The organism is Microbacterium sp. BLY (genome assembly GCF_017939615.1).
In the GTDB taxonomy this organism is placed as follows: Bacteria; Actinomycetota; Actinomycetes; order Actinomycetales; family Microbacteriaceae; genus Microbacterium.
Window position 1 is genome coordinate 1,651,861 of the sequence record NZ_JAGKSR010000001.1, and the last position, 11,831, is coordinate 1,663,691.

Genomic DNA, 11,831 nt, shown 5'->3' on the forward strand with positions numbered 1-11,831 from the left:
ATCATGTCGACCTTCAGTGGATTGACCACCGCCGCCAGCGGCCTCGCCGCCGCGCGGCGGGGCATGGACGTGGTCGGGCAGAACATCGCCAACCAGAAGACCGAGGGGTACACGCGGCAGCGCGTCGAGACCTCGTCGATCGCCGCCGTCGCGCAGACCGGACGATTCAGCATGGGCGCCCTGCCGGGGCACGGCGTGTCGATCGACGGCGTCGCCCGGCTCGGCGACGCGCTGCTCGACGCCCGGGTCCGTGACACGATCGGCGCCGCGGGCTACTGGGCGACGCGGGCGCTCGCGGCCACGACGGCGGAGTCGGCGCTGGCCGAACCGACCGACAAGGGCCTCGCGAACCGGCTGACGACGTTCTGGGCGGGGTGGCAGGACCTCGCCAACACCCCCGACTCGGGGGCGGCCGCCGCGAGCGTGCTGGAGTCGGCGAAGGAGCTCGCCGCGCACATCTCGGGCGGCTACCGCACCGTCGCGGCCCAGTGGACGGCAGCGCGCGGGACCGCGGAGCGGACCGTCAGCCAGGTCAACGCCGCCGCCGACCAGATCGCCGTGCTCAACACGGAGATCCGCGACGCGCTCGCCGCGGGACGCTCCGCCAACGAGCTCACCGATCGCCGCACCGTGCTGGCGGAGGATGTGGCCCGGCTCGCCGGAGCGACGGCGACGGTGGAGGCCGACGGGACGCTCACGGTGCGACTGGGCGGCAACGCGCTGGTCGCCGGCGGCGACGCCCGGCACATCGCCCTGACCGGATCCGCGACCATCGACGGCGCCACCCGCGTCGGCGTGGCGTGGGAGTCCGTGCCCGACCTCCCCCTCGTCGTCGACGGCGGAGAGCTCGGCGGCTCGCTGTCCGTGCTGGCGCCGGCCGCCGACGGCGGGATGCTGGCCCAGCTCGCCGCGACGTACGACCGCGTGGCCACGGCGCTGGCCACGGCGCTCAATGAGCAGCACCGCGCGGGCGTCACCGCGACCGGACAGCCCGGAGGGGACTTCTTCACGGTTCCGGCGACCGGTTCGGCCGCGCTCGGCCTGCGGGTCGCCGTCGCGACGCCGGCGGAGCTCGCCCTTGCCGCACCGGGGGCGGGCGCGAAGGACGCGAGCAACGCCGACCTGATCTCGCAGATCGGTCAGCGCGCGACGTCCCCGGACGCGCTGTGGACGGACCAGGTGACGCGCTTCGGCGTCGCGACCGCCGCCGACGTGCAGCGGGCCACGGTGTCCGACGCGGCCGCGGTCGGCGCGGTCGGGGCCCAGCAGTCGGTCGCCGCGGTCGACGGCGACGAGGAGACGATCAGCCTCCTCACCTACCAGACCGCCTACCAGGCCGCGGCCCGAGTGCTCACCGCCGTCGATGAGGCGCTCGACGTCCTCATCAACCGCACGGGCGTCGTCGGACGCTGATCGGAGGAGCATCGTGATCTCTCGCGTGACCCAGACCACCATGACGCAGACGGCGATGCGCCAGCTGCAATCCCACCTGTCCGAGCTGGCGCGGCTGCAGGACCAGGCGACGTCGCAGAAGGCCTTCGCCGCCCCCTCCGACGACCCGGCCGCGGCCGCGGCGGCGCTCGCGCTGCACGCGGAGCAGCGGCGCACGGAGCAGTACGCGCGCAACATCGACGACGGCCTGGCCTGGGTGACGGCGGCGGACTCCGCCATCACCTCCAGCACGTCCCTGCTGTCCCGCGTCCGCGATCTCACGGCGCAGGGGGCCAACGACGGGGCGTTGGACGCCGCGGCGAAGGAGGCTCTGGCCGTCGAGCTCGAGGGCATCCGCGACGAGCTCCTCGCCCAGGCGAACACCCGGCTGCTCGGCCGTTCCGTGTTCGCCGGCACCTCGGACACGGCGGCGTTCGCCGCCGACTACTCGTACAGCGGGGTGGCGGGTTCGGACGTCTCCCGGCGGGTGTCGGATGCGGCGGCGGTCCGCGTGGACACGGACGGCGCCGCGGTGTTCGGCGTCGGCGACGACTCGGTGTTCGCCCTCGTCGACCGCATCGCCGCCGACCTCCGCTCCGGCACCAACGTCGGCCCCCGGCTGGCGGAGATCGACTCCCGCCGGACGGCGATGCTCGGTGTGCAGGGCTCGGTGGGCACCAGACAGGCTCAGATCGAACGCGCCAAGGAGGCGGCAGTGCAGAATTCCGTGTCCCTCGAGTCCCGCCGGGCGGCGGTCGAGGACGTCGACTCGGTCGAGGTGCTCATCCGCCTACAGGCGCAGGAGCTTGTGTACCGCTCGGCGCTCGCCGTCAATGCGCGGGTGCTGCAGCCCACGCTGATGGAGTTCCTGCGATGACCGCGGCGCTCACCTTCACGTCTCCGCCGCCCGGGCTCGCCCCGCACGTCGACTTCGCGCTCGCGCCCGTCGACGGCGCGGACGGCCTGTTCGCGATGCGGGCCGTCCAGGACGAGTCCCTGCGGCTGTATCTGGTCGACCCGAACACGGTGCTCGCCGAGTACGCCCCGACGCTCAGCGACACCCAGGTCGCCGACCTCTCACTGGGCTCTCCGGAGGACGCCCTCGTGCTCGTGGTCGCCCACCCGGCATCCGACGGCGTGAGCGTCAACCTCCTCGCGCCGGTCGTCGTCAACCGCACGACCGGGGCGGCGGCGCAGGTGATCCTGGAGGATCAGGACTACCCGGTGCGGGCCCCGCTGGGCTGACCGGCGGGGGCCGAGACCGGGCGTTCCCCGGCGGCACGGCGACTACCCTGGAGGGGTGATCCTCGCCGTCGACACGTCCCTTGGCACCGCCGTCGCCCTCATCGACCCGGATGGCACGCGGCGCGCCGACGCCGGCACCGCCGACCCGCTCGGTCACGCCGAGGTCATCGGCGACCTGGTGCGCGACGTGCTCCGCGACGGCGGCGCCGACAGCATCACGCACGTCGTGGCCGGCATGGGGCCCGGTCCCTTCACGGGGCTGCGCATCGGCATCGCCACGGCGCGTGCGTTCGCGCTCGGCCGCGGCGTCCCCGTCGTCCCCGTCCCGAGTCATACGGCAGCGGCGCTGACCGTCCTCGAGACGGTGACCGGACCGTTCGCGGTCGTCACCGACGCCCGGCGGCGCGAGGTCGCCGTGACGGTGTTCGACGGCCAGGACGAGGACGGGATCCCGCGGACGGTCGCCGACACGGTGCTCGTGCGGGCGGCGGACGCGGATGCGCACCTGGGCGACATCCGCCGCGTCGACGTGACGACGCTCTCCGCGGTCGACCTCGCCCGCGTCGGTGCCCGCGCCCTCGCCGCCGGCCGGACACTCGCCGGCGACGAACCGCTCTATCTGCGGCACCCGGATGTGACGCTGCCGGGCGCCCCGAAGAAGGTGGGTGTATGACGCTGCGGGAGGCGCGTCCGGACGATCTGGACGCCGTCATGGCGATCGAGGATCGCTCGTTCCCGACCGACGCCTGGAGCCGGGAGACGATGGCGAGCGAACTGTCGAGCCCGCACGGCCGCTACCTCGTGGACGAGGAGGCCGGGGCGATCATCGGCTACGGCGGAGTACGGGCGCTGCAGGGGAGCCCCGACGCCGACATCCAGACCATCGCGCTCGACAGGGCGTTCCGCGGGCGGGGACGCGGGCGGGCGCTGCTGCACGCGCTGCTCCGCGCAGCCGCGGCGCGCGGGGCCCGAGAGGTGTTCCTCGAGGTCCGCGCCGACAATCCGGCGGCGGAGAACCTGTATCGGTCGGAGGCCTTCGAGGAGATCGGCAGGCGCCCCCGCTACTATCAGCCCGACGACGTCGACGCGATCGTGATGCGACGGGATCTGCGCCGCCACCCCGTGGCCGCCGACACGCCGGAGGAGGCGAACGCATGAGGGAGCCGCTGGTGCTCGGCATCGAGACGAGCTGCGACGAGACCGGGATCGGCATCGTGCGCGGTCGCACGCTGCTGTCCAACACGATCGCGTCGAGCATGGACGAGCACGCCCGATACGGCGGCGTCGTCCCGGAGGTCGCCGCCCGCGCCCACCTGGAGGCGCTGCAGCCCGCCATCGATGCCGCCCTCGCCGAGGCCGACGTGCGCCTCGCCGACCTCGACGCGGTCGCAGTGACCAGCGGTCCCGGGCTCGCCGGTGCGCTCATGGTCGGCGTCGGGGCGGCGAAGGGCCTGGCGGTCTCCCTCGACAAGCCCCTCTACGCCGTCAACCACCTGGTCGGACACATCGCCGCCGACATCCTCACCCCGGACGCCGCGCCCCTGGAGTACCCGACGATCGCGTTGCTCGTATCGGGCGGCCACACCTCGTTGCTCCACGTGCGCGATCTCACGACCGACGTCGAGCTGCTCGGCGAGACGGTGGACGACGCGGCGGGCGAGGCCTTCGACAAGGTCGCGCGGCTGCTCTCCCTGCCGTACCCGGGCGGCCCCGAGATCGATCGGGCCGCGGTCGGCGGCGACCCCGACGCGATCCGCTTCCCGCGCGGTCTCTCCCGGGCGTCCGACCTCGCGAAGCACCGCTACGACTTCTCGTTCTCCGGTCTCAAGACCGCGGTCGCCCGGTGGGTGGAGCGCTTCGAGGCCGAGAACGCCGCGGCCGGCGCCGAGGCGCGCGCGCTGCCGATCGCCGATGTCGCGGCGAGCTTCCGGGAGGCCGTCGTCGACGTCCTCGTCACGAAGGCGCTCAACGCCTGTGCCGACCTCGGGGTGCCGCGGCTGCTGCTCGGCGGCGGTGTGATCGCGAACCGGCGGCTGCGTGAGGTCGCGCTGGCGCGGGCCGCCGCGGCCGGGGTCACGGTGCGCATCCCGCCGTTGTCGCTCTGCACCGACAACGGCGCCATGATCGCCGCGCTGGCCGCGGAGCTCATCGCCTCAGGACGCCCGGCGTCGACGCTCGGCTTCGGTGCCGACTCGACGCTGCCGGTGACCGAGATCCAGGTGGCGGAGGCGGTGCCGGCGTGAGCGGGCTCCCCGAGGATCCGGCGCCCGGCGCGGGCACTCCCCGCGCCCGGGTCGAGCGCGCCAGCGGCCAGGTCGAGCGCCCGGCGGGGTCCGCCCGCCTGCCCGGGGCGCCGCGGGAGGGGTACACGAAGCTGCCGACGGGTCCCGTGGGCATCGAGCCGGTCGTGGTGAGCGGCCCGGACCTCGATCACGCGGAGGAGGATACCTGGGAGCCGGCCACGGAGCCGGCGACCGTCGACGATACGCGCCTGGCACCGTGGGCGCTGCTGGCAGCGATCGTCGCGCTCGGCGCCTCGTTCTTCGTCGGCTGGGGCATCCCCGTCGCCATCGTCGCGGTGATCGCCGCGATCATGTCCCTCCGCCGCCCCGTCGAGAACCGGGCGATCGCGCGCTGGGCGCTCGTCCTCGGGCTCTGCGCCACGGTGTACAGCCTCGGGTGGCTGGTCTGGGCGGGCATGCAGTTCGAGAGGCTGGGGTAGGCGGGATGAGCGCGGCGAGCGACGACGGAGTCGAGGAGCGCAGGGCCCTGCAGCGCAAGGCCTTCGGGCCGGGCGGTGATCTGACGGAGGCCGAGGCCGCGCGGCTGCGCGAGCTGGATGAGGCTCGCCGGCGTCCGCCCTCCGCCGCGCTCTCCCACGACAGCACCGAGCCCTCCGCTCCCGTCGCCGCGCCTGCGGACGACGACGATTCCCCTCACGCCGCCGCACCCGCCGGGGAGGAGACGGGTGACGACGGCGCCGTCCCGGAGCCCGGGACCGGCAGCGAGGACACGGAGCCGAGTGCGGAGCCGTCCGCGACCGCGCCCGTCCGTCGTCGGCGGCTCGGCGTTCTCGCGCTCGCCGCCGTCGTGGTCCTGCTCCTCGGCATCGGCGTCGGGTGGCTGGCCTTCGGGCGGGGCGGCGAGGCCGTCGCCCTCGGGCCGGAGCAGCAGCAGTGGCAGGCCGACCTCATCGCCTCCGGGCGGTACGACAGCGGATCGGTGCGCCCGATCGCGGTCGAGGACGACGCGGTGATCTGGATGGCGACGCAGAACGGCGGGAAGAGCATCTGCCTCGTGCTGGGGTCAGGGACCAGCGTCACGCCGAGCTGCAACGGCCGTGAGGCCGTGCAGGCGGAGGGCCTCTGGGGCTCGATCACGACGAAACGGGACGCGGAGGACTCCCGGGAGGTGATGGCGCAGCTGCTCCTCACCGCCGACGGGCAGCCGGCGGTGGCCGTCAGCGTGTCCGAGTACGGGCCGGACGGTCTCGGCGGCATCACCTACTCCACCGAGGCGGAGACCGCCACGGCTGAGCGGCTGGCCGCCGAGGGGTTCGCCGCGAACTCGATCTGGATCGCCGGTTACGACGGGGACGTGCCGGTCTGGACCGCATCCGACAGCGAGACCGGGCGGCAGTGCCTCATCTACGACGGCTCCACGCCGGACGCCCCGATGGTGTGCGAGACGACGGAGACCCTGCAGGAGCACGACGGCCGCCTGCGCCTGCAGGTGACCGACACGGAGAGCGGCGGCGTCACCACATACGAGCTGCCGACCGCGGGCCCCGGGTCGTTCGTGATCATCCGAGAGGGGATGGGCGTCGGTGCGGGAGGAGACTGAGCGGCCGGACGGCGACGACGCGGACGAGCTCCGCGCGCTCGAACGGGCGGCCTACGGCCCCGACGGCGGCCTGGACGCCGCCGGCGCCCGGCGACTGCGCGAGCTCCAGGACGAGCGCCGCCGGCGCACCGCGGCCCCGATCGCCGACGCCGGGACTCCCGTGCCGCCGCCCCCGGCTACGGCTGCCCGGGAGGACGAGGACGCGGCCGCCCCCGGTTCCGCCCTCGCGATCGCGCCGTCACCGCCGGAGTCGGCGCCCGCCGTCGCCGTCGCGCGGCGTCCGCGCATCCTCCCGGTGCTGGGCGCCGCCGGCGCCCTCCTCGCGATCGGCCTCGGCGCCGGATGGGCGCTGTTCGCCCCGCGGGCGGAGACGCCCTCGCTGACCCCCGCGCAGGAGCAGCGTCGCGCCGGGCTGGCCGAGGACTACGATCCCGGCTCCGTCCGCGCGGTCGCGGAGGGGGAGGGCGCGCTGGCCTGGTACGCCTCGCAGGACGACGGCGACACCCGCTGCCTGATCCTCGACGTGGGCGAAGACTCCCAGTCGACCTGTCTGCCGCGGGACGAGGTGGCGCCGGGGCTGTACGCCTCGGTCCCGGTGGCCGGCACGACGTCCGCCGACGAGGAGGACGCGTACGCCGTGGACAGCGTCACCGCGACGATGGTGTTCTCCACCACGGACGAGCCGATGGTCAGCATCCAGCGCTGGGGGTCGTCCTCGGCCCTCGTCGACCAGTTCGGCGCGGCGCAGCGCCCGCGGGCGGAGGAGCTGATCGAGGACGGCTACACCCTCGGTCTCACGCTCCTGGGCTCGTTCCGCGAGCAGCCGGTCTGGCTCGGCGACCGGCCGGTGGACGAGGGCCCCGTCCAGCGGTGCCTCATCGTCGACGTCGACGGCTCGCGCCAGTGCACGGCCCTCGCGGATGCGATCGACGCGGGCCTCGGCGTCCAGGTCGTCGACATCGCGCAGGAGACCGGCGAGGTGCTGTCCGTCTCGGTGATCGAGGTCGCCTTCACCCGCTGGCAGGTGCCGTACCTCACCGTCACCACCGCGTCGGCCACCGCGACCTCGGCCTCCGGCGACTCGTTCCTCGTGACGACCGGGCCGCCGGGGGACCCGATCCGCGTGGACATCCCCGGTCGCGATCCGGACGGCTGACGCCGTCAGTCCGCGGCGGGCACCCGGTCGGCGAGGATCGCGCGGCGCTGATCGCCGTACCGCGCGAGGATGAGGGTCGCCTCCGCATCGCCGCGCAGGGTCAGTCGGCGCCGGAAGGCGGCGGGGTCGACATCGACACCCCGCTTCTTGATCTCGATGCGGCCGATGCCGTGCGCCTTCAGGGCCGCGTTGATCGTCTTCGGCGTGATCGGCAGCGTCTCCCGCACGCGGAACGACTGCACGAACGGACTCGTGAGAGCCGCGTCCGACGTGAGGTAGGCGATGCGCGGGTCGAGCATCCCGGCGTCGAGACTGCGCGCGACGTCTCCGATGAGGCGGGCCCGGATGACGGCGCCGTCGGGCTCGTGGAGGAAGGTCCCGAGCGGCCGGACGGCGGCGTCCTCGGCGTCGTCGGCGCCGGTGAGCTCGTGCGAGCGCTCGCCGCGGATCACGAGGGCGGACCGACGGACCCCCGCGCGCGCCAGCTCCCTCGTCCACACGACGAGCTCGACGACGCTGCCGTCGGCGCTGACCCACTGGGTCTCCGCGTCCGGGGGGAGCAGATCCCGGTCGTGGGCCGGACCGAGCTTGATCCCGGTCGGCCGCTGCGCGGCGACGGCGAAGGCCCAGTCGAGAGAGGGGGAGTAGTCGTCGGCGGAGACGCGCCGCGTCTCGCCGTGGCCGGCGGTGCGCCGGGCGGGGTCCATCCAGATCGCCTGTCCGGGCACGGGGTCGCCGAGCGCCTCCTCGGCGGACTGGTGCCGGACCGTGGCCTCGTCCCCGAAGGGGGCGAGGTTGTAGGCGGCGAGGGCGGCGGTCACCTCGTCCGCATCGACCGCGAGGACCGTCAGCCCCGCGCCGGCGAACGCGAGGGCGTCGCCGCCGATCCCGCAGCCGAGATCCGCGACCCCGGTGAGGCCGACGCGGCGGATCCGCTGGGCGTGCCGCGCGGCCACGGCGAGGCGGGTCGCCTGCTCCAGGCCCGCACGGGTGAAGAGCATGCGCGCGGCGAACGGACCGAACTTCGCCGTGGCCTTGGCGCGCAGGTGCGCCTGCCCGACGACCGCGGAGACGAGGTCGGGGGAGTGGCCGGCGGCGCGGAGCCGCGAGACGGCGGTCGCGGCCTCGGCGGTGGACGTGATCGGCCCGACGGCGTCGAGCAGTTCGAGGCCGGCAGGGGTCAGCAGGGCGCGCAGCTCGGACATCTCCACCCTCTCAGCCTAGGTCCCGACCGGCGACCGACCCGGGTTGGCACTCGCATTGCATGAGTGCCAGCCGACCGCCTACACTGGCATTAGCACTCTCGGGTTGAGAGTGCGAACGAGTCTTTCGTGTCAGCGTCAAGAAAGAAGAGGTAGACCGTGTCGGTTTCCATCAAGCCGCTCGAGGACCGCATCGTCATCAAGCAGGTCGAGGCCGAGCAGACCACCGCGAGTGGGCTGGTCATCCCCGACACCGCCAAGGAGAAGCCCCAGGAGGGTGAGGTCGTGGCGGTCGGCCCCGGCCGCATCGACGACAACGGCAACCGCGTTCCGCTCGACGTCGCCGTCGGTGACCGCGTGCTCTACAGCAAGTACGGCGGCACCGAGGTGAAGTTCGGCGCGGACGAGTTCCTCGTCCTGTCGGCGCGCGACGTCCTGGCGGTCGTCGTCCGCTGATCGCAGACCCCGGCTCCCTCCGCCCGCGGACGGGAGCGCCGGTCCGAAGAGGGCCCGGATGCTTCGGCATCCGGGCCCTCTTCCGCGTCCGGCGCGACAGCGGGCGGTCCGCCGGGCATAGGGTTGTGCGGTGACCCCCGAGACGACCCGCGCCACCCGCACCGCCGGCGTCGCCTTCGCCGGGAGCGCTTACCTGCTGTGGGGCGTTCTCCCGCTGTACTTCCTGCTGCTGCAGCCCACCGGCGCGTGGGAGACGGTGGCCTGGCGCGTGCTGCTCTCGTTCGTGTTCTGCCTCCTGCTGCTCACCGTCACCCGCGGCTGGCCGGCGTTCCTCGCGATCGTCCGCAACCCGCGGCTCCTGGGGTGGACGGCGCTGGCCGGCCTCCTCATCTACGTGAACTGGCAGGTCTTCGTCCTCGGCACCCTGAGCGGGAATGTGGTCGAGACCGCGCTGGGCTATTTCATCAACCCGATCACGACCGTGCTGCTCGGGGTCTTCGTGCTGAAGGAGCGCCTCCGCCGCTTGCAGTGGGCGGCCATCGGGATCGCCGGAGCGGCCGTCCTCGTCATCGTCCTGGCCTACCGTTCGTTCCCCTGGATCGCCCTGTCGCTCACCGCCTCCTTCGGCCTGTACGGGCTCATCAAGAAGAAGATCGGGCCCGCGGTCGACGCGATCAGCGGGCTGACGCTCGAGTCCTTCTGGCTGATCCCGATCGCGGTCGTCCAGCTCGTGGTCGTGGCGCTGACGCCCGCCGGGCTGACGATGGGGACCAACGGCTGGCCGCACGCCGTCCTGCTCGCCTTCGCGGGCGTGGCCACGGCCGTCCCGCTTCTGCTGTTCGCGGCGGGCACCCGCCGGGTCGACCTCACGGTGATCGGCATGCTGCAGTTCCTCACCCCGGTCCTGCAGTTCGTGATCGGCGTCGCCGTCCTGCACGAGCCGATGCCACCGGAGCGCTGGATCGGGTTCCTCCTGGTGTGGGTCGCGATCGCCGTCTTCGTCGCCGATCTGCTCCTCGCCGGTCGTCGTGGCCGTCGCGTCACGCGCGCCGCCGCCCTCTGAGATCGCCGCGTCCGGCCCGGAAACCCGGGGTTCGGATCGTTAACGCACCGAAACACTTGCCCCTCCTGTGCGGAGGCCTCACGCCCTAGTGTTAGAGCACCCGACTGTGGTCACCATCCACGTTCGTTTACGCAAGGGAGCATCATGAACGCACTGAAGGGCTCGCGCAGCGCGAGGATCTTCGCCGGGATCGCGCTGGTCAGCGCCTCCGCCCTCATCATCGCGGGCTGCAGCAGCACGCCGAACGCGGAGCCGTCGGACGGGGGCGGCGAGAAGCCCGCCGCCGACCTCACGCTCAAGCTCGGTTCGCTGCTGCCCGCCACCGGTACGCTCGCGTTCCTCGGCGCGCCGATGGAAGCCGGTGTCCAGCTCGCCGTCAACCAGATCAACGAGGCCGACGCCGGCATCACCATCGAGCTCACCGGTGCCGACGAGGGCGACCTCGACAACAAGGCGTACGAGACCTCGATCACGAACCTGCGCAACGAGGGGATCACGGCCATGGTCGGCGCCGCGTCCTCCAGCGTCACGAAGCTCATCCTCGACGGCAACGCGGGCGCCGACATCCTCACGGTGTCGCCGTCCAACACGTCGCCGGACTTCACGGGCATCAACCCGCTGTACTTCCGCACCGCCCCGAGCGACCTGCTGCAGGGCGAGGTGCTGGGCAACCAGATCGCCGAGGACGGCCACAAGACGCTCGGCATCATCTACCAGAACGACCCGTACGGCACGGGCCTGTTCGAGGCGATCAAGTCGACCTTCGAGAGCACCGGCGGCGAGGTCGTCGCCGACGCCTCGTACAACCAGGGCGACGGTCAGTTCAACGCCCAGGTGTCGGAGATCGCCGCCGCCAACCCGGACGCGGTCGCGGTCGTCTCCTACGAGCAGTTCGCCACCATCGCGCCGCTGCTCGGCAACGCGGGCGTCGACACCAGCTCGCTGTACCTCGTCGACGGCAACCTCAAGGACTGGGGTTCGGACATCTCGGTCAACCTCGAGGGCTCGAAGGGCACCCGCGCCGGAGCCGAGCTGCCGCAGGACTTCCTGGACCAGCTGAACGAGGTCTGGACCGCCGAGGGCAACGACCCGATCGACGCCGTGACGTACTCCGCCGAGGCGTACGACGCCGTCATCCTCATGGCGCTGGCGGCTCTCAAGGCCGGCTCCGTGGAGGGTCCGGACATGGCCGCCGAGATGATCGCCGTCTCCGGCGGTGAGGGCGACGGGGAGAAGTGCGACAACTTCGCCGACTGCGCCGCGATCATCAACGACGGAGGCACGCCGGACTACGACGGCCTCTCGGGCGAGATCACGTTCGACGAGAACAACGACCCGAAGGGTGCGGCGATCGGCGTCTACGAGTTCGACGCCGAGAACGTCACCTCGCGCATCAAGTAATCCGCACGAGGAAGGCCCCGGATGCATCGGCATC

The 11,831-nt window shown here is 73.2% G+C and carries 13 protein-coding genes; 12 read left to right on the forward strand and 1 reads right to left on the reverse strand.

The window, feature by feature from the left end; translation table 11 throughout:
* Positions 1-3 precede the first annotated feature (3 nt).
* From flgK to KAF39_RS08290, 9 genes are read left to right on the forward strand one after another with little or no spacing between them, the layout of a single operon-like run.
* Positions 4-1,413 (forward strand): flagellar hook-associated protein FlgK, encoded by a 1,410-nt coding sequence (gene flgK / locus KAF39_RS08250; protein ID WP_210676820.1) that lies wholly within the window; start codon positions 4-6, stop codon positions 1,411-1,413.
* A 13-nt stretch (positions 1,414-1,426) separates the two neighbouring features.
* Positions 1,427-2,308 (forward strand): flagellar hook-associated protein FlgL, encoded by an 882-nt coding sequence (gene flgL / locus KAF39_RS08255; RefSeq protein WP_210676821.1) that lies wholly within the window; start codon positions 1,427-1,429, stop codon positions 2,306-2,308.
* Positions 2,305-2,676 carry a flagellar assembly protein FliW gene (locus KAF39_RS08260; RefSeq protein ID WP_210676822.1) on the forward strand — a complete coding sequence of 124 codons (372 nt, stop codon included), beginning with the start codon at positions 2,305-2,307 and terminating at the stop codon, positions 2,674-2,676. The genes flgL and KAF39_RS08260 overlap by 4 nt, the downstream gene beginning before the upstream one ends.
* Positions 2,677-2,731: 55 nt before the next feature.
* A complete protein-coding gene (gene tsaB / locus KAF39_RS08265) occupies positions 2,732-3,349 on the forward strand; it encodes a tRNA (adenosine(37)-N6)-threonylcarbamoyltransferase complex dimerization subunit type 1 TsaB (protein WP_210676823.1) in 618 nt (205 codons plus the stop codon).
* Positions 3,346-3,834 carry a ribosomal protein S18-alanine N-acetyltransferase gene (gene rimI / locus KAF39_RS08270; protein WP_210676824.1) on the forward strand — a complete coding sequence of 163 codons (489 nt, stop codon included), beginning with the start codon at positions 3,346-3,348 and terminating at the stop codon, positions 3,832-3,834. Before tsaB ends, rimI begins: the two co-directional genes overlap by 4 nt.
* The gene (gene tsaD / locus KAF39_RS08275) at positions 3,831-4,919 is read left to right on the forward strand and encodes a tRNA (adenosine(37)-N6)-threonylcarbamoyltransferase complex transferase subunit TsaD (RefSeq protein WP_210676825.1); all 1,089 of its coding nucleotides are present in this window, start codon (positions 3,831-3,833) and stop codon (positions 4,917-4,919) included. The genes rimI and tsaD overlap by 4 nt, the downstream gene beginning before the upstream one ends.
* The gene (locus KAF39_RS08280; RefSeq protein WP_210676826.1) at positions 4,916-5,398 is read left to right on the forward strand and encodes a hypothetical protein; all 483 of its coding nucleotides are present in this window, start codon (positions 4,916-4,918) and stop codon (positions 5,396-5,398) included. Before tsaD ends, KAF39_RS08280 begins: the two co-directional genes overlap by 4 nt.
* A 5-nt stretch (positions 5,399-5,403) precedes the next feature.
* Positions 5,404-6,519, forward strand: a complete 1,116-nt coding sequence (locus tag KAF39_RS08285) for a hypothetical protein (protein WP_210676827.1) — start codon at positions 5,404-5,406, stop codon at positions 6,517-6,519.
* Positions 6,503-7,675 (forward strand): hypothetical protein, encoded by a 1,173-nt coding sequence (locus KAF39_RS08290; protein ID WP_210676828.1) that lies wholly within the window; start codon positions 6,503-6,505, stop codon positions 7,673-7,675. Before KAF39_RS08285 ends, KAF39_RS08290 begins: the two co-directional genes overlap by 17 nt.
* Positions 7,676-7,680: 5 nt before the next feature.
* Here the strand turns inward: KAF39_RS08290 and KAF39_RS08295 are convergent, their stop codons facing one another.
* Positions 7,681-8,880: a class I SAM-dependent methyltransferase gene (locus tag KAF39_RS08295; RefSeq protein WP_246878555.1), complete on the reverse strand. Its 1,200-nt coding sequence runs from the start codon at positions 8,878-8,880 to the stop codon at positions 7,681-7,683.
* A 156-nt stretch (positions 8,881-9,036) separates the two neighbouring features.
* On the opposite strand from KAF39_RS08295, the gene groES reads away from it, so the two are divergent.
* From groES to KAF39_RS08310, 3 genes are all read left to right on the forward strand, one after another.
* Positions 9,037-9,333, forward strand: a complete 297-nt coding sequence (gene groES / locus KAF39_RS08300; RefSeq protein ID WP_017203655.1) for a co-chaperone GroES — start codon at positions 9,037-9,039, stop codon at positions 9,331-9,333.
* 130 nt (positions 9,334-9,463) lie between these two features.
* Positions 9,464-10,396, forward strand: a complete 933-nt coding sequence (rarD, locus tag KAF39_RS08305) for an EamA family transporter RarD (protein WP_210676830.1) — start codon at positions 9,464-9,466, stop codon at positions 10,394-10,396.
* Between the two features lie 144 nt (positions 10,397-10,540).
* Positions 10,541-11,797 carry an ABC transporter substrate-binding protein gene (locus KAF39_RS08310; RefSeq protein WP_210676831.1) on the forward strand — a complete coding sequence of 419 codons (1,257 nt, stop codon included), beginning with the start codon at positions 10,541-10,543 and terminating at the stop codon, positions 11,795-11,797.
* Positions 11,798-11,831: the final 34 nt, after the last annotated feature.

Bases quoted from the DNA above. Each gene is read 5' to 3' on its own strand.
- KAF39_RS08310 (WP_210676831.1), top strand. From the start codon at position 10,541: ATGAACGCACTGAAGGGCTCGCGCAGCGCGAGGATCTTCGCCGGGATC.
- KAF39_RS08285 (WP_210676827.1), top strand. From the start codon at position 5,404: ATGAGCGCGGCGAGCGACGACGGAGTCGAGGAGCGCAGGGCCCTGCAG.
- tsaD (WP_210676825.1), top strand. From the start codon at position 3,831: ATGAGGGAGCCGCTGGTGCTCGGCATCGAGACGAGCTGCGACGAGACC.
- flgK (WP_210676820.1), top strand. From the start codon at position 4: ATGTCGACCTTCAGTGGATTGACCACCGCCGCCAGCGGCCTCGCCGCC.
- KAF39_RS08260 (WP_210676822.1), top strand. From the start codon at position 2,305: ATGACCGCGGCGCTCACCTTCACGTCTCCGCCGCCCGGGCTCGCCCCG.
- KAF39_RS08295 (WP_246878555.1), bottom strand. From the start codon at position 8,880: ATGTCCGAGCTGCGCGCCCTGCTGACCCCTGCCGGCCTCGAACTGCTC.
- rimI (WP_210676824.1), top strand. From the start codon at position 3,346: ATGACGCTGCGGGAGGCGCGTCCGGACGATCTGGACGCCGTCATGGCG.